The organism is Sinorhizobium sp. M4_45, from assembly GCF_002885915.1.
GTDB lineage: Bacteria > Pseudomonadota > Alphaproteobacteria > Rhizobiales > Rhizobiaceae > Sinorhizobium > Sinorhizobium meliloti_A.
This window is the reverse complement of record NZ_NWVE01000009.1, coordinates 33406-52311: the sequence shown is the minus strand read 5'-3', so window position 1 is coordinate 52311 and position 18906 is coordinate 33406. Positions and strand designations below refer to the sequence as shown.

At 63.2% G+C, this 18906-nt stretch carries 18 protein-coding genes; 8 read left to right on the top strand and 10 right to left on the bottom strand.

Annotated features, from left to right (window positions below; all coding sequences use genetic code 11):
* Positions 1 to 3 precede the first annotated feature (3 nt).
* The 3 genes from CN933_RS22905 to glpK form a co-directional block, all read right to left on the bottom strand.
* On the bottom strand, positions 4 to 435 hold the full coding sequence (locus CN933_RS22905; protein ID WP_018098334.1) for an SRPBCC family protein: 432 nt from the start codon (positions 433 to 435) through the stop codon (positions 4 to 6).
* Complete coding sequence (locus CN933_RS22900) at positions 432 to 755, bottom strand: ArsR/SmtB family transcription factor (RefSeq protein WP_102762490.1); 324 nt, start codon at positions 753 to 755, stop codon at positions 432 to 434. The genes CN933_RS22905 and CN933_RS22900 overlap by 4 nt, the downstream gene beginning before the upstream one ends.
* A gap of 215 nt (positions 756 to 970) precedes the next feature.
* Positions 971 to 2464: a glycerol kinase GlpK gene (gene glpK / locus CN933_RS22895; protein WP_102762489.1), complete on the bottom strand. Its 1494-nt coding sequence runs from the start codon at positions 2462 to 2464 to the stop codon at positions 971 to 973.
* Positions 2465 to 2761: 297 nt separating this feature from the next.
* Between glpK and CN933_RS22890 the strand changes: the two genes are divergently transcribed.
* The 7 genes from CN933_RS22890 (at position 2762) to CN933_RS22855 (ending at position 12689) form a co-directional block, all read left to right on the top strand.
* Positions 2762 to 3538 (top strand): 3-hydroxybutyrate dehydrogenase, encoded by a 777-nt coding sequence (locus CN933_RS22890; RefSeq protein WP_018098332.1) that lies wholly within the window; start codon positions 2762 to 2764, stop codon positions 3536 to 3538.
* Positions 3539 to 3565: 27 nt separating this feature from the next.
* The gene (gene xdhA / locus CN933_RS22885) at positions 3566 to 5053 is read left to right on the top strand and encodes a xanthine dehydrogenase small subunit (protein ID WP_102762488.1); all 1488 of its coding nucleotides are present in this window, start codon (positions 3566 to 3568) and stop codon (positions 5051 to 5053) included.
* A 192-nt stretch (positions 5054 to 5245) separates the two neighbouring features.
* On the top strand, positions 5246 to 7579 hold the full coding sequence (gene xdhB, locus CN933_RS22880; protein ID WP_102762487.1) for a xanthine dehydrogenase molybdopterin binding subunit: 2334 nt from the start codon (positions 5246 to 5248) through the stop codon (positions 7577 to 7579).
* Between the two features lie 327 nt (positions 7580 to 7906).
* Complete coding sequence (locus tag CN933_RS22870; protein WP_164866828.1) at positions 7907 to 8806, top strand: LysR substrate-binding domain-containing protein; 900 nt, start codon at positions 7907 to 7909, stop codon at positions 8804 to 8806.
* A gap of 87 nt (positions 8807 to 8893) precedes the next feature.
* Positions 8894 to 10126 carry a urate hydroxylase PuuD gene (locus tag CN933_RS22865; RefSeq protein WP_102762485.1) on the top strand — a complete coding sequence of 411 codons (1233 nt, stop codon included), beginning with the start codon at positions 8894 to 8896 and terminating at the stop codon, positions 10124 to 10126.
* Positions 10123 to 11439 carry a guanine deaminase gene (gene guaD / locus CN933_RS22860; RefSeq protein ID WP_102762484.1) on the top strand — a complete coding sequence of 439 codons (1317 nt, stop codon included), beginning with the start codon at positions 10123 to 10125 and terminating at the stop codon, positions 11437 to 11439. Before CN933_RS22865 ends, guaD begins: the two co-directional genes overlap by 4 nt.
* A gap of 113 nt (positions 11440 to 11552) precedes the next feature.
* Positions 11553 to 12689 (top strand): alpha-hydroxy acid oxidase, encoded by a 1137-nt coding sequence (locus tag CN933_RS22855; protein WP_102762483.1) that lies wholly within the window; start codon positions 11553 to 11555, stop codon positions 12687 to 12689.
* A 290-nt stretch (positions 12690 to 12979) separates the two neighbouring features.
* On the opposite strand, the gene uraH is transcribed toward CN933_RS22855, so the two are convergent.
* From uraH to CN933_RS22825, 6 genes are all read right to left on the bottom strand, one after another.
* A complete protein-coding gene (gene uraH / locus CN933_RS22850; protein WP_102762482.1) occupies positions 12980 to 13342 on the bottom strand; it encodes a hydroxyisourate hydrolase in 363 nt (120 codons plus the stop codon).
* Between the two features lie 5 nt (positions 13343 to 13347).
* The gene (locus CN933_RS22845) at positions 13348 to 13851 is read right to left on the bottom strand and encodes an ureidoglycolate lyase (protein ID WP_102762481.1); all 504 of its coding nucleotides are present in this window, start codon (positions 13849 to 13851) and stop codon (positions 13348 to 13350) included.
* A gap of 96 nt (positions 13852 to 13947) precedes the next feature.
* Positions 13948 to 14451, bottom strand: coding sequence for a 2-oxo-4-hydroxy-4-carboxy-5-ureidoimidazoline decarboxylase (gene uraD, locus CN933_RS22840; RefSeq protein WP_102762480.1), 504 nt, complete (start codon positions 14449 to 14451; stop codon positions 13948 to 13950).
* Positions 14451 to 15380 carry an allantoinase PuuE gene (puuE, locus tag CN933_RS22835; RefSeq protein WP_102762479.1) on the bottom strand — a complete coding sequence of 310 codons (930 nt, stop codon included), beginning with the start codon at positions 15378 to 15380 and terminating at the stop codon, positions 14451 to 14453. The genes uraD and puuE overlap by 1 nt, the downstream gene beginning before the upstream one ends.
* 78 nt (positions 15381 to 15458) lie before the next feature.
* On the bottom strand, positions 15459 to 16256 hold the full coding sequence (locus tag CN933_RS22830; RefSeq protein ID WP_102762478.1) for a DUF1045 domain-containing protein: 798 nt from the start codon (positions 16254 to 16256) through the stop codon (positions 15459 to 15461).
* 135 nt (positions 16257 to 16391) lie between these two features.
* Positions 16392 to 17522 carry an NAD(P)/FAD-dependent oxidoreductase gene (locus CN933_RS22825; protein ID WP_102762477.1) on the bottom strand — a complete coding sequence of 377 codons (1131 nt, stop codon included), beginning with the start codon at positions 17520 to 17522 and terminating at the stop codon, positions 16392 to 16394.
* Positions 17523 to 17561: 39 nt separating this feature from the next.
* Between CN933_RS22825 and mnmC2 the strand changes: the two genes are divergently transcribed.
* Complete coding sequence (gene mnmC2 / locus CN933_RS22820; protein WP_102762476.1) at positions 17562 to 18281, top strand: tRNA (5-methylaminomethyl-2-thiouridine)(34)-methyltransferase MnmC2; 720 nt, start codon at positions 17562 to 17564, stop codon at positions 18279 to 18281.
* 21 nt (positions 18282 to 18302) lie between these two features.
* On the opposite strand, the gene CN933_RS22815 is transcribed toward mnmC2, so the two are convergent.
* Positions 18303 to 18755 (bottom strand): host attachment protein, encoded by a 453-nt coding sequence (locus tag CN933_RS22815; RefSeq protein ID WP_102762475.1) that lies wholly within the window; start codon positions 18753 to 18755, stop codon positions 18303 to 18305.
* Between the last annotated feature and the right edge of the window lie 151 nt (positions 18756 to 18906).

Here is an 18906-nt window from a genome sequence, read left to right as displayed (position 1 = left end):
GTTTCAGTTCATACCCGCGAGAACGCGCTCCAGATTTTCGAAGAACTGCTGCCATCCGGCCCTGGCGCCGCCATAGGCCTGCCGCTGATCCGGCCGGAATCCAACCTGCTCCATGCGCAGCTGGGTTCCCGTGCTTGTCGGGACGAGGGTGAAGGTCACCACGCTCTTCAAGTCGTAGGCCGGATCCTCATGGGCGAAATTCCAGGCGTAGCTCAGTCTTTTGTTCGGTTCCACGACGAGGACCTCGCAGTCCAGCACGCCACCCCACTCGCCGCGCAGGTTGAAACGGTGCCCGACGACAGGACTGAAGTCGTTCTTCATCAGCCACTCCTCCATCAGGTGTGGTTGGGTGAGCGCGCGCCAGATCTTCTCCGGCGGATGAGCGATCTCCCGCTCGACGACGACGGAACGTGTTTCGCTCGACGTTTCGTTCATTGGTCCATCCTTTTCAATAGGTCTTCGAGATCGTCGAAGCGGCTCTGCCAGAACCCGGCCATCTCACGCGTCCAGTCGACCAGCGGAGCAAGCGCACCGAGTTGCGCGCTATAATAGGTGTGGCGGCCTTCGTGGCGGTCGCGCACCAATCCAGCCTGCTTCAGGACGCCGAGATGTTTGGAGACGACCGGCTGCGAGACACCCGCGCGAGCCGTCAGAGCCCCGACCGTCCTCTCCCCTTCGCGGCACAGCCGCTCGAAGAGAGCCCGCCGAGTGGGATCGGCAAGCGTTCTGAAGAGCATGTCGTGCGTGTCGGACATCTGGGATATATACCCGGTTGGCTATGGATTTATCTATAGCCAACGAGCTATGAATGAGTCAAGGGCGTTCGTTCGAAACTTTACCCAGCTTACCACGGAGCACCGGAAGCAATACCCTGATAGCGATGCGTTGAATTGTGATCGATATCCTACCCCTACCCTGCCGGGCAGAGGAGGGGTGCCGCCTTCGCATCGTAGACAGACAGCGGCCTATCTCAAGCCGCAATCAGCGTCCGCTTGACCGCGCTGCGCCAGCCCTTGAGCTTCACCTTGCGCGTGGCCTCGTCCATATCCGGTTCGAAACGGCGGTCGCGGGCCCAGGACTTGGCGAACGCCTCCTGGTTCGGCCAGACGCCGGCGCGGCTGCCCGCAAGCCAGGCGACGCCAAGCGCCGTTGTTTCGAGAATCACCGGGCGGTCGACCGGAGCGTCGAGCAGATCCGAAAGGCGCTGCATCGTCCAGTCGGAGGCGACCATGCCGCCATCGACGCGCAGGACCGTATCATTGCCGTTGCGGCGCCAATCCTTGTGCATGGCCTCCAGCAGGTCGCGGGTCTGGTAGCAGACCGCCTCCAGTGCCGCCCGCGCGAACTCTGCCGGCCCGGTATTGCGCGTCATGCCGAAGATCGCGCCCCGCGCATCCGGATCCCAATGGGGCGCTCCGAGGCCGGTGAAGGCCGGCACGAGATAGACCTCCTGCGAGGGATCGGCGCTTTCGGCAAGCGAGCCCGTATCGGGGGCCGCCTTGATCACCTTGAGCCCGTCGCGCAGCCACTGTACCGCAGCACCGGCCACGAAGATCGAGCCTTCGAGCGCGTAGGTCGTTTCGCCGTCGAGGCGGTAGGCAATGGTGGTCAGGAGACGGTTCTTCGAGCGGACCATGTCCTTGCCGGTGTTGAGCAAGGCGAAGCAGCCCGTACCATAGGTCGATTTCAGCATGCCCGGCTTGAAACAGGCCTGACCGATCGTTGCCGCCTGCTGGTCGCCGGCAACGCCGAGGATCGGGATCGCGGCGCCGAAGAGGGAGGGCTCCGTGACGCCGAAGTCGGCCGCGCAGTCCTTCACTTCGGGCAGCATCTCCTTCGGCACGCGCAGAATGTCGGTGAGCTCCTCGTCCCAGGCATTCTCGGCGATATTGTATAAGAGGGTACGCGAGGCATTCGTCGCGTCGGTGCAGAAGCACTTGCCGCCCGTCAGCCGCCAGATCAGAAAGGTGTCGATGGTGCCGAAGCAGAGTTCGCCCCTGGCGGCACGCGCCTGCGCGCCCTTCACATTGGAAAGCAGCCAGTTGAGCTTCGTTCCCGAAAAATAGGGATCGAGCAGCAGGCCGGTCTTCTTGACGAAGGTCTTTTCCAGTCCCTTCTTCTTGAGCTTGTCGCAGAAGGCGGCAGTACGGCGGTCCTGCCACACGATGGCATTGTGTATCGGCTTGCCGGTCTCGCGATCCCAGACGACCACAGTCTCCCGCTGATTGGTGATGCCGATCGCGGCAATATCGTTGGCGGTGATGCCGGCCTTCTCGATCGCCTCCTTGACCGTGCTGACGACCGTCTGCCAGATCTCCTCCGGGTCGTGCTCCACCCAGCCCGATTTCGGAAAGTGCTGCTTGAACTCTTTCTGCCCGACGCCTGCGATTTTCTGGTTGCCGTCGAAAACGATCGAGCGCGTCGACGTCGTGCCCTGATCGATCGCGAGAATAAATCCGCCCATATGCCCCTCCTCGGCACGCGATTGAAAAGGCCGACCGGAATGCGAGCGGAAGCCTGCATACGCTTTCCTTATACCGCCCCCTCGCCCTTTCTCGAGGGCGACATTCGAACGACTTCAATACGATAGAAAAACGAATGTCAAACGAAAACAAAACGCAACTTTTGCCAAGTGCTCCCGCGGACAGGGACTCTGCTTCGCCGGGCGGAAAAACACAATTGTCACTGCCGCGCATTTGCGCGTAGGCTGATGCTGTTGCGTCGCAATAACCTGTGCGGCATCAGGACGGAGAGAGCGGGAATGACCAGAACTGCGGTGATAACGGGTTCCACGAGCGGCATCGGATTGGCGATCGCCCGGACCCTGGCAAAGACCGGCGCCAATATCGTCCTGAACGGCTTCGGTGCACCGGACGAGATCAGGACCGTCACGGACGAAGTCGCAGGCCTGAGCTCCGGTACGGTGCTTCATCACCCGGCCGACATGACCAAGCCCTCCGAAATTGCCGACATGATGGCGACGGTTGCCGATCGCTTCGGCGGCGCCGATATCCTCGTCAACAATGCCGGCGTGCAGTTCGTCGAAAAGATCGAGGATTTTCCGGTCGAGCAATGGGACCGGATCATCGCCGTCAACCTCTCCTCCTCCTTTCACACTATTCGCGCCGCCATTCCGCCGATGAAGAGAAAAGGCTGGGGCCGGATCATCAATATCGCGTCCGCACACGGCCTCGTGGCCTCCCCCTTCAAGTCCGCCTATGTCGCCGCCAAGCATGGTATCATGGGGTTGACGAAGACCGTGGCGCTGGAGGTGGCGGAGAACGGCATCAGTGTGAACTCGATCTGCCCCGGCTACGTTCTGACGCCGCTCGTCGAAAAGCAGATACCGGATCAGGCGAGAACGCGCGGCATCACCGAGGAGCAGGTGATCAACGAGGTGATGCTCAAGGGACAGCCGACGAAAAAGTTCATCACCGTCGAACAGGTTGCCTCCCTGGCGCTTTATCTTGCAAGCGACGATGCCGCCCAGATCACCGGCACGCATGTCTCGATGGATGGCGGCTGGACGGCGCAGTAATCGACGGCTGAGGGACAAGGAAGTGGCATGGCACAGGCATCCGACAGCATCCGCTTCATCCTGAACGACACCGAGATCGTCCTTTCCGACGTGGCGCCGACAGCGACGCTGCTCGATTTTCTGAGGCTGGAGCGGCGCCTCACCGGCACCAAGGAAGGCTGCGCGGAGGGCGATTGCGGCGCCTGTACGGTGCTCATCGGCCGGCTTTCGAGCGACGGCAGCGGAGCCGAAAACCTCGTCTATGAAAGCGTCAACGCCTGCATCCGCTTCACAGGATCGCTGAATGCCACGCATGTGGTGACGGTCGAGCACCTGGCCGCCGCAGACGGCGCGCTTCATCCGGTGCAGCAGGCACTGGTGGATTTTCACGGCTCCCAATGCGGCTTCTGCACTCCGGGGATCGTGATGTCGCTTTACGGGCTCTGGCTTACCACTGAAAAACCAAGCCGCGGGGCGATAGAAAAGGCGCTGCAGGGCAATCTCTGTCGCTGTACCGGCTACGAACCGATCGTGCGCGCGGCGGAAGCCGCGGCGGCGGAGCGCCCGGCCGCTCTCTTCGACCCGATCACCCGAACGCGGGAAGCGGTTACGGCGCGCCTCCAGGCGCTGGGGCAAACGGAGAGGATCGTCGTCCGCAGCGGCGCGGACTGTCTGATCGTGCCCGTGGATGCTGCGGATCTTGCAGTCGTTCTCTCGGATCATCCCAGCGCGACGATCGTCGCCGGTTGCACCGATGTCGGGCTCTGGGTGACGAAGCAGATGCGCACGCTCAATCCGGTGGTCTTCATCAACGGCATCGCCGAACTGCAGCGGATCGAACGCTCGAAAGCAGGGCTGACGATCGGTGCAGGCGTAAGCTATACGGCGGCGCACGAGGCCCTTTCCTCAGCCTATCCGTCCTTCGGCCGGCTGCTCGACCGCATCGGCGGCGACCAGGTGCGCAACATGGGCACGATCGGCGGCAATATCGCCAACGGCTCGCCGATCGGCGACAGCCCGCCGCCCCTGATCGTTCTCGGCGCGACGGTTACCCTGCGCTCGAAGGACGGTCGGCGCACGCTTCCGCTCGAGGATTTCTTCATCGCCTATGGCAAGCAGGATCGCAGGCCCGGAGAATTCGTCGAGAGCCTCTTCGTCCCGGCTCTGCCCGCGGACGAGCGTTTTGCCGCCTACAAGATCTCGAAGCGCCGCGACGAAGATATTTCCGCCCTGCTCGGCGCCTTCCGCATCTCGTTCGACGGCGACCGGGTGAAAGCCGCAAGAATAGCCTTCGGTGGCATGGCGGCAACGCCGAAGCGGGCGAAGACCGTCGAAGCCGCCCTTGTCGGTCAGCCATGGAACGAGGAGACGATCCGCAAGGCGCAAGCCGCCTTCGAGACCGATTACCAGCCGATCACCGACTGGCGCGCCACCGGCGCCTATCGCATGCTGGCGGCGAAGAACCTGCTGATGCGCTTCTTTCTCGAGAGTATGGGGGAAACGGTGCAGCTTCAGCGGTTCGAGGAGGTGGCATGAGCGCCTGTCGCGATATTGGCGAGTCGAGATTGCCCCTCACCGGTTGGTGGGAATGGCCCCTCACCCTAATTCTCTCCCCGCAGGCGGGGAGAGACGAGGGCGGCGCGGCAACGTCCCTTCTTCCCGTCGAAACGGCGAGAAGGCGGCCGGCTGGCCGGATGAGAGGCCTCTCCATGCATGGGAGCTCGCGGCATGGATAAGTCCACCCTCGAAGTCAGCACCATCACCGGCCCGATGCACGCACCGCTCCGTCACGACAGCGCCCACAAGCATGTGGCGGGCACCGCCGATTATATCGACGACATGCCGGAACCCGCCGGCACGCTGCATGGCGCGCTCGGCCTCACGGACCGGGCGCATGCGGAAATCCTGGAGATGGACCTCTCCGACGTCGCCGCAGTGCCCGGCGTCGTTTGCGTGATCACCGCCGGGGACATGCCGCATTCCAACGACATCAGCCCCACCCATCTGCACGACGAGCCGGTGCTAGCCGACGGGCGGGTGGAGTTTCATGGCCAGCCGGCCTTCGCGGTCATCGCCGAAACGCGCGACATCGCCCGCCGCGCCGCGCGGCTCGCCATGATCACCTATCGTGACTTCCTGCCGGCGATCGATGTCATCGATGCGGTGGCAACCGGCGGCGAGCTGGTGACCCCCCCGCTGACACTCGAGCGCGGCGACGCCGAAGGCGAGCTGGAGCGCGCGCCCCGCCGCATCCAGGGGCACATGCGAATCGGTGGCCAGGAGCACTTCTATCTGGAAGGCCATATCGCGCTCGCTATTCCCGGCGAGGATGACGAAATGACAGTCTGGGTGTCGACGCAGCATCCGAGCGAAGTCCAGCGTATGGTCGCGCAAGTGCTTGGCGTTCCATCCAACGCCGTTACGGTGAATGTCCGCCGCATGGGCGGCGGCTTCGGCGGCAAGGAGACGCAGGGCAATCAGTTTGCGGCACTCGCCGCCGTCGCCGCGCGCAAGCTTCGCCGCGCCGTCAAGTTCCGCCCGGACCGGGACGACGACATGACCGCCACCGGCAAGCGGCATGACTTCCTGGTCGATTACGATGTCGGCTTCGATGAGGTGGGACGCATCCAGGCGGTCCAGGCGAATTATGCCGCGCGATGCGGCTTCTCCGCCGATCTCTCCGGCCCGGTCACCGACCGCGCCCTTTTCCATGCGGACAACGCCTACTTCTATCCGCATGTGAAGCTCACCTCGCAACCACTTAAGACCAATACGGTCTCCAACACTGCCTTTCGCGGCTTCGGCGGGCCGCAGGGCATGCTCGGCGGCGAGCGGATAATCGAGGAGATCGCTTACGCCCTCGGGAAGGACCCGCTCGAAATCCGCAAGCTGAACTTCTATGGCGACGCGCATTCCGGCCGCAACGTCACGCCCTATCACCAGAAGATCGAAGACAACATCATCGGCCGGATCGTCGATGAGCTGGAAGCGAGCGCCGACTATCAGGCGCGCCGGGCGGCGATCATCGAATTCAACAGATCGAGCCGCGTGATCCGCAAGGGGATTGCGTTGACGCCGGTGAAATTCGGCATCTCCTTCACCCTCACCCATCTGAATCAGGCCGGCGCCCTCGTCCACATCTACACGGACGGTTCGGTCCACCTCAACCACGGCGGCACCGAAATGGGTCAGGGCGTCTATACGAAAGTGGCGCAGGTCCTTGCAGACAGTTTCCAGATAGACATCGACCGGGTGAAGATAACCGCGACGACGACCGGCAAGGTGCCGAATACGTCTGCGACCGCCGCCTCCTCCGGCTCCGACCTCAACGGCATGGCTGCCTTCGACGCTGCGCGTCAGATCAAGGAGCGGCTCGTCGCCTTTGCGGCCGAGCGATGGCAGACGACGGCCGAAAACGTCACCTTCATCGCCAATCATGTCAGGATCGGTGACGAGCTCGTGCCGTTTGCACAGTTCGTGCAAGAGGCCTACGGTGCACGTGTCCAGCTCTCCGCCGCCGGCTTCTATGCGACGCCTGGCATCCACTGGGACAGGGCCGCCGGCCGCGGCACACCCTTCTACTACTTTGCCTATGGCGCGGCCGTTTCCGAGGTCTCAATCGATACGCTGACAGGCGAATACATGGTCGATCGCGTCGACGTGCTGCATGACGTGGGCCGTTCACTCAATCCGGCGATCGATCTCGGCCAGATCGAGGGCGGCTTCGTCCAGGGGATGGGCTGGCTCACGACGGAAGAGCTCTGGTGGGACGAGAAGGGACGGCTGAGGACGCATGCGCCCTCGACCTACAAGATACCCCTTGCCTCGGATCGGCCGAAGATCTTCAACGTGCGCCTCGCCGAATGGTCGGAAAACGCGGAAAAGACGATCGGCAGGTCGAAGGCCGTGGGAGAGCCGCCCCTCATGCTGCCGATCTCGGTGGTCGAGGCCCTGTCGATGGCCGTCGCCAGCGTCGCCGACTATCGCGAGTGCCCCCGGCTCGATACGCCGGCAACGCCCGAGCGTGTCCTGATGGCGGTGGAGCGGCTTAGAGGGACCTGAACCACCTCGAGGATATTCCCCCTATCGCAGGATTTCATCGTCGGGCCGCGGTTCGCGACCATCCATGAAGCCCAAATCTCTCTTCATGTAATCGGATGTCGATTCCAGATCGAGCCGCGCGCTGCGCCCTCGCACCCGCCGCAGGGCGGATGCGGCAAGCCGCATCGCTCCGTTCAACGAGAGGAGCGGTTTTCTTTCAGTATATTCCAATGTATCGCAAGACATCTGAGCACCCTTTGCAAGCGGTGAAGTTTACTTGCAGGATGCCGGGAAAGATGCTCGAATTCCAATCGAACATCCGTCTGTATGCATCAAGAGACCTTATCCATGAAGATGTCGAAGCAGTTCCCGCTGAATGCGCTGAGGGTCTTCGAAGCCGCCGCCCGGCTCGGCAGCTTCACCAAGGCCGGCAACGAGCTCGGCATGACCCAGACGGCCGTCAGCTACCAGATCAAACTCATCGAAGAGAGCGTCGGCGAGCCGCTGTTCCTGAGGCGTCCCCGCCAGATCGCACTGACCGAAGTCGGCCAACGCCTGGCGCCGAAGGTGACGGAAGCCTTCGAACTGATGCAGGAGGCGGTCGCCTCCGCGCGCGGCGACGCGGCGTCCTCCCTGCTCATCAGTTCGACTGCGACCTTCGCCTCGCAATGGCTCGCCCGCCATATCGGCACCTTCCAGCTCGCCCAGCCGAACATGGCCGTTCGGCTGTCGGCGAATGATGCGATGATCGACTTCAGCAAGGAGGCAGTGGACGTCGCAATCCGGTCCGGGTTGGGCGTTTGGCCGGGTCTCGTCAGCCATCGGCTGATGAAAGTGGAATTTACGCCGATGCTCAGTCCCGCGCTCGCCGCGACGATCGGCGGCGTGAATGAACCGCGGGACCTCCTGAAGCTGCGCATCATCGACCCTCAAGACCGCTGGTGGCCGCAGTGGTTTCGCGCTGCCGGCGTCCACGACGCGGACCTCGACGGTCGGGTTCCGACACGGCTCGGCGCCCAGTCCTTCGAAGCAGGCGCCGCGATCGCCGGGCAAGGCGTTGCGATCCTCACTCCTCAATTCTATACCGATGACGTCGCGCTCGGTCGGCTTTATCAACCCTTCGATTTGCGCGGCAGCGATGGCCACGACTATTGGCTGGTCTATCCGCATGCCCGACGCAATGTCCCGAAGATCCGCAATTTTCGCGACTGGATTCTTTCGGAGTTCAATCAGGATTGCGGCGCCTGAACCTGCAGAGTGGATTGCCGAGAACGCCCCTTTCCCGTTTCGGCTTTTTCTCGCAAGCTGCGTCAACGGAGAGAAAAGGGACCCCGAATGTATGAATTCGCCATTGCCTGGGAATGGCTGGCCTTCGCCGTCCGCTGGCTGCATGTCGTCACCGCCATCGCCTGGATCGGCTCGTCCTTCTATTTCATCGCGCTCGATCTCGGTCTCGTAAAACGCGATCATCTGCCTCCGGGCGCCTATGGCGAGGAGTGGCAGGTCCACGGCGGAGGCTTCTACCACATCCAGAAATATCTCGTGGCGCCAGCCGCCATGCCGGAGCACCTCACCTGGTTCAAGTGGGAGTCCTACGCGACCTGGCTCTCGGGCTTCGCCATGCTCTGCATCGTCTATTACGGGGGCGCCGACCTCTTCCTCATAGACCGGCATGTCCTGGACATTTCGGCCACCACCGCCATCCTGATCTCGCTCGCCTCGCTCGGTCTCGGCTGGGTCCTCTATGACCTTCTCTGCAAATCGCCGATCGGGAAGAGCACCTGGGGACTGATGGCGCTGCTCTATCTGGTCCTGGTCGCCATGGCCTGGGGCTATACCCAGGTCTTCACCGGCCGCGCGGCTTTCCTGCATCTCGGCGCCTTCACCGCCACCATCATGTCGGCCAACGTCTTCCTGATCATCATCCCCAACCAGAAGATCGTGGTCGCCGACCTGATCGCCGGCCGCACGCCGGATCCACGGCTCGGGGCGCAGGCGAAGCAGCGCTCGCTGCACAACAACTACCTGACGCTCCCCGTCATCTTCTTCATGCTCTCGAACCACTATCCGCTCGCCTTCGCGACAGTCTTCAACTGGATCATCGCGGCGCTCGTCTTCCTCATGGGCGTGACGATCCGTCATTGGTTCAACACCACGCATGCGCGCAAGGGCAAGCCTAGCTGGACCTGGCTCGTCACCACACTCCTGTTCATCCTGATCATGTGGCTCTCGACGGCGCCGAAAATACTGACGGGAGAAGAACGAGCCGAGACGGCACCGGCCTTCCGGCGCTTTGCGGAAAATGCGCATTTCCCCGCAGTCCGGGAAACGATCTCGACCCGCTGCAGCATGTGCCACGCGGCCGATCCGGTCTATGAAGGAATCGTTCGGGCTCCCAACGGCGTCATGCTCGAAAGCGACGCCGAAATTGCTGCCCGTGCGCGGGAAATCTATATCCAGGCGGGGCGCAGCCATGCCATGCCGCCCGGCAACATAAGCGACATGACGGTGGAAGAGCGCAGGTTGGTGACGGCCTGGTTCGAAAGCGCCGTCGGGGAGACACGATGACATCCACCCTCATTCGCGGCCGCCTGCTGAGCTTCCATCGCGAACCTCAAGGCATCGAAGACAGTGCTGCCTATGCTTACGAAAGCGACGGCGCCCTTCTCGTCGAGAACGGCGTGATCATGGCATCCGGCGCCTATGCAGCGGTCAAGGCGGCAGCGCCCGAGGATGTCTCCGAGCTCGATCACCGGCCGCATCTGATCGTGCCGGGGCTCATAGACACGCATCTGCATTTTCCGCAGATGCAGGTAATGGCTTCTTACGCGGCCGATCTGCTCGAATGGCTGAACACCTACACCTTTCCCGAGGAATGCCGCTTCGTCGAAACGGCGCATGCGGAGCGGATCGCCCGCCATTTCTTCGACGAGATGATCCGCCACGGCACGACGACGGCGACGGCCTATTGTTCGGTGCACAAGACTTCCGCCGACGCCTTCTTCGCCGAGAGCCTGAAGCGCGGCATGTGCATGGTTGCCGGCAAGGTGATGATGGACCGCAATGCGCCTCAGGGCCTGCTGGACACGCCGGAAATGAGTTATGACGAGACCCGCGCCGTCATCGCCGACTGGCATGGCAAGGGCCGCAACCATGTGGCGATCACCCCCCGTTTCGCCATCACCTCGACGCCGGAGCAGATGGAGGTCGCAAAGTCGCTCGTCGGCGAGTTTCCCGACCTGCATGTGCAGACGCATCTCTCGGAGAACCGCGACGAAATCGCCTATACCTCGCAACTCTATCCGGAGGCGACCGACTATACCGACGTCTACGCCCGCTATGGTCTGCTGGGACCGAAAAGCCTGTTCGGTCATTGCATCCACCTCTCCGAACGCGAGGCGGATGCGATGAGCGAGACCGGCTCTGTGGCCGTCTTCTGTCCGACGTCCAATCTTTTCCTCGGTTCCGGCCTGTTTCCGCTGCGGGCGCTGAAGCGCCGCCAAAAACCGGTGCGCGTTTCCGTCGCCTCGGACATCGGCGGCGGCACCAGCTACTCGATGCTGAAGACGCTCGACGAGGCCTACAAGATCCTGCAGTTGCAGGGCGAAAGGCTGAACCCCTTCGACAGCTTCTACATGATGACCCGCGGCAATGCCGAGGCACTGTCTCTCGCCGACCGCATCGGCACGCTCGAGCCCGGATCCGATGCGGACCTTACGGTGCTCGACATGGCGGCGACGCCCGCAATGGCGCTCAGGGCCGAAGTGGTCAATTCGCTGGCCGACGAGCTCTTTCTGCTGCAGACGATGGGCGACGACCGCGCCGTGGTCGAGACCTACGTCGCCGGAAGACCTTGCAAATCAACCCTTGGCGCAGATTGAGCAGCCCTGAAACAAGAGGTAATATTTTTTGACCTCTTGTTTTCTGCGTCTATTACAAGTCCTCCGAAATCATGATAAGGGCTCGCCTGTCATTCACTCGATGAGGCCGATCCATGACGCAGATTCTCGAAATACGGGACCTCAAGGCCCTGGCCAGACGGCGCGTGCCGAAGCTTTTCTTCGATTATGCGGACAGCGGCGCATGGACGGAGGGAACCTACCGCGCCAACGAGGAGGATTTCGCCGGGATCAAGCTGCGTCAGCGGGTGCTGGTCGACATGTCCGACCGGTCGCTCGAAACGACGATGATCGGCCAGAAGGTCTCGATGCCGGTCGCGCTCGCCCCCACCGGCCTGACGGGCATGCAGCATGCCGACGGCGAGATGCTGGCGGCCCAGGCGGCCGAGGCTTTCGGCGTCCCGTTTACGCTGTCGACCATGAGCATCTGCTCGATCGAGGACGTCGCCTCGGTGACGACGAAGCCGTTCTGGTTCCAGCTCTATGTCATGCGCGAGCGCGAATTCGTGCTCAATCTGATCGACCGGGCCAAGGCCGCCAAGTGTTCCGCGCTGGTCCTGACGCTCGACCTGCAGATCCTCGGCCAGCGCCATAAGGACCTTCGCAACGGCCTGTCCGCGCCGCCGCGACTGACGCCGAAACACCTCTGGATGATGGCGACGCGGCCCGGCTGGTGCATGAAGATGCTCGGCACCAACCGCCGCACCTTCCGCAACATTCTCGGCCACGCCAAGAGCGTAACCAACCTCTCCTCGCTTCAGGCCTGGACGAACGAGCAGTTCGACCCGCAGCTTTCCTGGAAGGACGTCGAGTGGATCAAGGAGCGCTGGGGCGGTCCGCTGATCCTCAAGGGCATTCTCGATCCGGAAGACGCGAAAATGGCGGCTAAGACCGGCGCCGACGCGATCATTGTCTCTAACCATGGCGGCCGTCAGCTCGATGGCGCGCATTCCTCGATCAGCATGTTGCCGCGCATCGTCGACGCCGTCGGCGACCAGATCGAGGTACACCTCGACGGCGGCATTCGTTCCGGCCAGGACGTCTTGAAGGCGATCGCGCTCGGTGCGAAAGGCACCTATATCGGCCGCCCGTTCCTCTACGGCCTTGGCGCGCTCGGCAAGGAAGGCGTCACGCTCGCGCTCGACATCATCCGCAAGGAGATGGATACGACCATGGCGCTCTGCGGCAAACGCCGCATCGCGGAGGTCGGCCGCGACATCATCGCCGAGTAGCAGGTGCAGGAAGCGTGCGGTCCGTCGGGAGTGCGTAGCTTCAAAGACTTAGGGCGGAACCGCACGATCAGCAGTTGGGCAATATCATCAGAAAGCCTATGTCACCTGCCTTGACCCCGGCGAAGCCGGAGCCCTCTTCACCCGGGGCCGGTTGATGGCGTGACCCTCGAACCTCGCGCCATCGCTCCATTGAAGCGCAAGCCAATGCGCAAACGGCGCCCATCGTAGCGGCGCCCACCTCCAGCTACATCAGCCGCTCGGTGGCAGCGAGCTTATCCGCCGACGCGTTATCAACTGCCGCGATAGGTGGAATAGCCGTAGGGCGAGAGCAGCAGCGGCACGTGGTAATGGCTGTCGGCATCTGCAATGCCGAAGCGCAGGGGAACGAGCTCGAGAAAGGCGGGATGCGGAAGCGTCACGCCGGTTGACCTTAAATAGTCGCCGGCATGGAAGACCAGTTCGTAGGTGCCGGTCGCAAACCCGCCCCCCGTCATGAGCGGCTCGTCGACGCGGCCGTCACTATTGGTATGGACCGTACGGATCAGGTGCCGCGCATCGCCTTCGAGCCGGTAGAGATCGATCTTCAGTCCGTGGGCGGGTCTGCCGAGCGCGGTGTCGAGAACATGGGTCGTCAGACGGCCTGACTTGCTCATCGCGTTCACCCTTTGGATGGATCGGGAATGACGAAAGCCTCGTCGTAATGGAACTCTTCCAGGTTGTTGCCCGGCCCCTCGCGGTCGACGACCATGAACTCGCTGACGGCGCCCACTGACATCAACGGATGATGCCAGACATTGCGGCCGTAATTGACGCCCTGGCTGCCATTCGCGAGGAAGACCCTCGGCCGGCCGGGACGGTCGCCTTCATCCTCGGCGACCACAACCAGCCACGGCCGGTCCCGAAGCGGCGAAAAGCTCTGGCTGCCGAGCGGGTGGCGCTCCATCATCGTCACGGAATAGGGAAATGCCCGGGGCTGCCCGCGAAAGATGTTGATGATGACGCCGGCGCCCTCTCCCGCCGCATCGACACGTGCGAGCGCGTGAAACCGCTCGGTATTGCCGCCGTTGATGAAGCGCATCGAGGCCGGGTCGGCCTCGATGATGCTGCCGAACGGCGCGAAAGCCTCCCTGGTCAGAGGCTCGATCGAAAGCATATGCGACATCAGCCTGCCGTTCCGGCTCTCTGTGCGCTGGCGCCCGAAGGCTCGGACGCTGAACGCGTCATCCCCGTCGCGCGGTCGGACAGATCAGGAATGGTGTCAGGCATTGTCGTCTCCCGGAAGCATGGATCGGAGCCGCAGGCGGGCGATCCGCTCCACCTCGGCACAGGCCGTTTCAAATTCCTCTTCCTTGGAATTGTCAATGCGCCTCTCGAAAGCGGCGAGGATGTCTTCCTTGGTCAGCCCCTTCACCGCGATGATGAAAGGAAAGCCGAATTTCCTGGTGTAGGTCGTGTTCAGCCCGGTGAAGCGCGCATGCTCTTCGGCGGAGAGCCGGTCGAGACCGGCAGACGCCTGCTCGGCTTTCGAATCGGCCGTGAGCTCGCCGGCCACCGCGAGCTTGCCTGCGAGATCGGGATGAGCCCGCAATACCCGGAGTCGTTCGGCCGGGGAAGCCGCACGGAATGCGTTGCAGAGCGCCGAATGGACATTGCCGGCGGTCAAGCCGGAGGAAGCCGCACGATCATAGGCGCGTTCCGCCACCCAGGGCGAGTGCTCGAAGATGCCGCCGAAGCGTTGGATGAAATCATCGCGCCCCGACATCAGCGCGTACCGTTGGGTTTGTGATGTTCGTACCAGTGGCGCGCGATGTCGATGCGGCGCGGCACCCAGACCTTGTCGTGGGACATCACATAGTCGATGAACCGCGCGAGCGCCGCAGCGCGACCGGGACGCCCGACCAGGCGGCAGTGCAGGCCGATATTCATCATTTTCGGGCTGCCTTCCTTGCCCTCCGCATAGAGCACGTCGAACGTGTCCTTGAGATAGGTGAAGAACTGGTCGCCGGAGTTGAAACCCTGATTGGTCGCGAAACGCATGTCGTTGGCGTCGAGCGTATAGGGAATGATGAGATGCGGATTGCCCGGCGTCAGTCCGGGGACCCAATAGGGAAGCTCGTCGGCATAGGAATCGCAGGAATAGAGGAAGCCGCCCTCCTCCAGTACGAGCTTGAGCGTGTTTGCCGAGGGCTTGCCCTGATAGATGCCGAGCGGACGCTCGCCGGTCAGTTCGGTGTGCAGCCGCACGACCTCGCGGATGTGCTGGCGCTCGATGTCTTCGGGAACGTCCTTGTATTCGAGCCAGCGCAGGCCGTGGCTGGCGATCTCCCAGCCGGCCTCCTTCATGGCGGCGACGGCTTCCAGATTGCGTGCCATGGCGAGCGTCACGCCATAAACCGTCAGCGTCACGCCCCGGCTCGTGAACATCCGCCACAACCGCCAGAAGCCCGCGCGGGCGCCGTATTCGTAGATCGACTCCATATTGAGGTTGCGCTGTCCAGCCCATGGCTGAGCGCCGACGATCTCCGACAGCAGACATTCGGACGCCGGATCGCCGTCGAGGATGCAGCTTTCGCCGCCCTCCTCATAGTTCAGCACGAACTGCACGGCGATATTGGCGTCGCCCGGCCAACGCACCTCAGGCGGCCTGCGTCCATAGCCGACGAGGTCGCGCGGATAGGAATTCTCGGACATGATTTCACCCTTCGACTTTTCCGGAACGGTAGCATCCCGCACCGGATTGTCGAGATGGGAAAAATGGCGATTCCGAAGTTACCGCCCGCCGGGAAGCGAGGCGGTCAGCGCGACCGGCGGCGTGGCCCGAGTGTCGGGGCCGGGGCGCTGCCCGATCGACAGTCCTGCCTTGGCGCGCGGGCGCGCGGAAATCTTTCCAAGCGGATGCTGCGAATGCACGCGCATCGGCGCTCCGGGCTCGTGCTCGATGAACAGAGCGAGGCTGCCGATCAGGAGCGGTTCGGTCAGCAGCGGTTCGAACAATCCGCGCAAGGGGGCCTCAACCCGCCGCCCCACATCGGCGTTCAGGGGGCCGGTCAGCGGCATGTGGAAACGATATTCGTCCATCACATGGGGATCGCCCCAGCGATGCAGATTGGTGAATTGCGGAGCCGTGAGCCTGTCCGGGTCCGCCCGCTCGATATCGTCTTCACTCAGCGGAGCGCGGAACCGGTCCAGCGCCTGCAGGACGCGGGCGGCGAGCAGATGCATCGACTGGCTGGGCACCTCCGGCATCAACCCCCAGCACTGGCTGAGGCGTGCAACCTCCAGCCGCTCGATTTGAAACGGCGTCTCCCCGCTCGTGAAGAGCATCATCGCCTTGAGCAATTGCGCTTCGTCCATATCCGGCTTCAGGCGGAAGGGCGCCATGATCATCGCATGAAAGCCGAAGCGGCGTGGAACGGCCGTGTAGAAGGCCATCTCCGAAACGGCGAGGCCGGCAATCGACGGCAGTTCCACGGCCTCCCCGGAATAGACGCTGCGGCCGAGCCAGCTGGCAGCCGCCGCAGAAAGCGGGTCTCCCATCGGCGGGGTGAAACAGATCGCATAGCGCATGGCGCAAGCTCCGGAAGTCCGTGAAGGCGGAATGGCCCGCATCCCGTTCGAGGTCCAATGGCGGCGTGTTAAGTGATTTGCGTGACAGATTGACGAATTTGGCCGGCCGTAACGGGGTCGTGAAGCCTGCCTCGCCTATCGCAATGCCGCGATATGGTGCGCACAATGGAACGTATCCGGAAGCGCGACGGCTGGACGGCCGGCAATCTCGTCGACCACGGATCGCGCCAGAGCATGCGCCAATCCGAAGCTCACCTTGAAGCCGCCCGTCAACACGAAGACCCTTTCGTGATCGGGGTGACGGCCGACCATGGGTTCGCGCCCCGTAGATCTGGGGCGCAGGCCCGCCCAGCGCTCGACCACCGGAGCGCCGCGCAATGCGGGCGCAAGAGCCGTTGCGCGGGCAAGCAGTGCATCGAGCTGGCCATCGGTGGAAAAGGGTTCCTCGAATCGGTTCTCGCTGGTGCTGCCGACCGCCACGTGGCCGCTTTCATGCGGGACGACATAGAGACCGTCGGCAAAGATGATGGGCAGGGCCGGATCGATGTCGGCGCGCAACAGCGCCGCCTGTCCTTTGACCGCACCGCCGCTCGGCGCCAGCCGCGGCTGGGTCAAACCGTCGATGAAGGAGAAGCTTTCGACGCCCGCGGCGAGGATCAGGCGCTCAAAGGCCAAATCGCGCCCGTCGGCTAGCGCAAGCCGGCCGAGCGCCGGGTCGAGCGAGACGACTTCCGCCCCTTCCTCGCATCGGACATGCGGAAACTGGTCCAAGGCAGCCCGCAGCATCGCAAGCAGGCTGCGCGGCGCCAACCGGGCGGCCAGCGTGTCATTGACGACACCGAAGGGCGCCGCATCGGCGGCCGGCCAACCGACTGCATCGGCATCGCGGACTTGCCAATGGAACGGGCGTGCCGGAGTATGCCAATTCTGCGCCGCATCCTGCTCGCGACCAAGGGCGATCTCCCGCAGATGCGGCTTACCGAGGGGCATGACACGGCCGCAGCGACGATAGCCTGCCGAGAGGCCCGTGGCTGTTTCAAGCTCGGCAATCTCGCCTTCGAGCGACACCAGGGCATCGAACTGGAACTGCTTCTTCTCGTTCCACCGGTCGGGCATATGCGGCATGAGCGCGCCGAGGAGACCGCCACTCGCGCCGGAACCGATCAGCCTGCGCTCGAGGAGCCGCGTCGCGAACCCGGCGCGGGCGGCCATCACGGCGGCCCAGAGCCCCATGACGCCGCCGCCCACGATCAAAACTTCGCACATCGATTGACCTTCCCGGGCCGGAGAATTATCGGGTTCACCATGACAGGAACCGATCCCGGCCAGAGCCCTTCACCCTCGCGGCAAAACCTCGAATGGCACGAGGGCGATATGCCCTATTCGAAGGAATTTGGCGATCACTTTTATTGCCGCACCGACGGACGGCTCGAATGCGGCCACGTCTTTCTTGCCGGCAACCGGCTGCCGGAACGCTGGCAGGCGGGCGGCCCGTTCACGATCGGCGAACTCGGCTTCGGCACGGGGCTCAATTTCTGCGAAACCTGGCGCCGCTGGAAACAATCGCCGGCCGCGGCCAGGAGCCTCCATTTCGTTTCCTTCGAGCGCTTTCCCATGCAAGCGGTGGAGATCGGCCGGGCGCTGGCGCATTGGCCGGAAATCGACGAAGAGCGGCAGGCGCTCGTTGCCAATTGGCCCACGAACCCGGCCGGCCAGATCGACATCGCATTCAGCGAAGAGGTTCGGCTTACCGTGGTGATCGGCACGGCGTTCGACGGCGTGTCAGCCTCCCCTCCGGACTTCGACGCCTGGTATCTCGACGGTTTCGCACCCTCTCGCAATCCGGACATGTGGTCGGAAGAACTCATGCGGCTGGTATTCGACAGGACCGTCTCAGGCGGCAGCTTCGCGACCTATGCCGCAGCCGGCTTCGTCCGCCGCAACCTGGCGGCGGCGGGTTTCACCGTCGAACGTCGTCCCGGCTTTGCCGGCAAGCGGGAGATGCTGCGCGGTGACAAAGCCTGATTTGCCCGAATCCGGACGTGCTTATCCGGGGAAGACTACGGACTTGACCGTCGCGATCAACTGATCGGTCGGAACGGCGACGCAATTGCGGTCGATCTCGGCAAGGGTCTTTTCCTTGACCTGGTGAGAGAGCAGCTTCCTCAGGTCGCCGAGCGTCCTTGGTGCCGCGCAGATCACGAGATTTTCGAAGGCCTGGTCGTGGGCATAGTGGTCGAGCTTCCCGGCGATTTCCACGGCGAAGCGATGTTGCTCCTCGCGTACGGGGTCGCTGCTATATTCCATTGCCGAACGGCCGTGACCGACGGACGAATGGCTGCGTCCGGGTTTGTCGGCCATGATGTCCTGGCGACGCTTGGTCTCGATTTGAAATGTCTCCTCCTCCGGCTGCTGCCTGCCATCCTTCAGCAGGTTGACGTCCTTCACGATGCGCGCCGTGTTTCCATCGGCTGTCAAAATCCAGATCCGGTTCCGCACTATTGTCTCCCCGTGTAGATGGCAGATAGGTTGGCGAGGTTCACGGACAGAACGGCTGAGGCCGCGTCAGGTTCCTTGCCGCCGAATATCTGCGCATGCCGTGTCGCGCGGCCCGCTCGCATCACCAGCCCGTCAGCAGCCGACAATCGGC

Bases quoted from the DNA above. Each gene is read 5' to 3' on its own strand.
- CN933_RS22905 (WP_018098334.1), bottom strand. From the start codon at position 435: ATGAACGAAACGTCGAGCGAAACACGTTCCGTCGTCGTCGAGCGGGAG.
- CN933_RS22900 (WP_102762490.1), bottom strand. From the start codon at position 755: ATGTCCGACACGCACGACATGCTCTTCAGAACGCTTGCCGATCCCACT.
- glpK (WP_102762489.1), bottom strand. From the start codon at position 2,464: ATGGGCGGATTTATTCTCGCGATCGATCAGGGCACGACGTCGACGCGC.
- CN933_RS22890 (WP_018098332.1), top strand. From the start codon at position 2,762: ATGACCAGAACTGCGGTGATAACGGGTTCCACGAGCGGCATCGGATTG.
- xdhA (WP_102762488.1), top strand. From the start codon at position 3,566: ATGGCACAGGCATCCGACAGCATCCGCTTCATCCTGAACGACACCGAG.
- xdhB (WP_102762487.1), top strand. From the start codon at position 5,246: ATGGATAAGTCCACCCTCGAAGTCAGCACCATCACCGGCCCGATGCAC.
- CN933_RS22870 (WP_164866828.1), top strand. From the start codon at position 7,907: ATGAAGATGTCGAAGCAGTTCCCGCTGAATGCGCTGAGGGTCTTCGAA.
- CN933_RS22865 (WP_102762485.1), top strand. From the start codon at position 8,894: ATGTATGAATTCGCCATTGCCTGGGAATGGCTGGCCTTCGCCGTCCGC.
- guaD (WP_102762484.1), top strand. From the start codon at position 10,123: ATGACATCCACCCTCATTCGCGGCCGCCTGCTGAGCTTCCATCGCGAA.
- CN933_RS22855 (WP_102762483.1), top strand. From the start codon at position 11,553: ATGACGCAGATTCTCGAAATACGGGACCTCAAGGCCCTGGCCAGACGG.
- uraH (WP_102762482.1), bottom strand. From the start codon at position 13,342: ATGAGCAAGTCAGGCCGTCTGACGACCCATGTTCTCGACACCGCGCTC.
- CN933_RS22845 (WP_102762481.1), bottom strand. From the start codon at position 13,851: ATGTCGCATATGCTTTCGATCGAGCCTCTGACCAGGGAGGCTTTCGCG.
- uraD (WP_102762480.1), bottom strand. From the start codon at position 14,451: ATGTCGGGGCGCGATGATTTCATCCAACGCTTCGGCGGCATCTTCGAG.
- puuE (WP_102762479.1), bottom strand. From the start codon at position 15,380: ATGTCCGAGAATTCCTATCCGCGCGACCTCGTCGGCTATGGACGCAGG.
- CN933_RS22830 (WP_102762478.1), bottom strand. From the start codon at position 16,256: ATGCGCTATGCGATCTGTTTCACCCCGCCGATGGGAGACCCGCTTTCT.
- CN933_RS22825 (WP_102762477.1), bottom strand. From the start codon at position 17,522: ATGTGCGAAGTTTTGATCGTGGGCGGCGGCGTCATGGGGCTCTGGGCC.
- mnmC2 (WP_102762476.1), top strand. From the start codon at position 17,562: ATGACAGGAACCGATCCCGGCCAGAGCCCTTCACCCTCGCGGCAAAAC.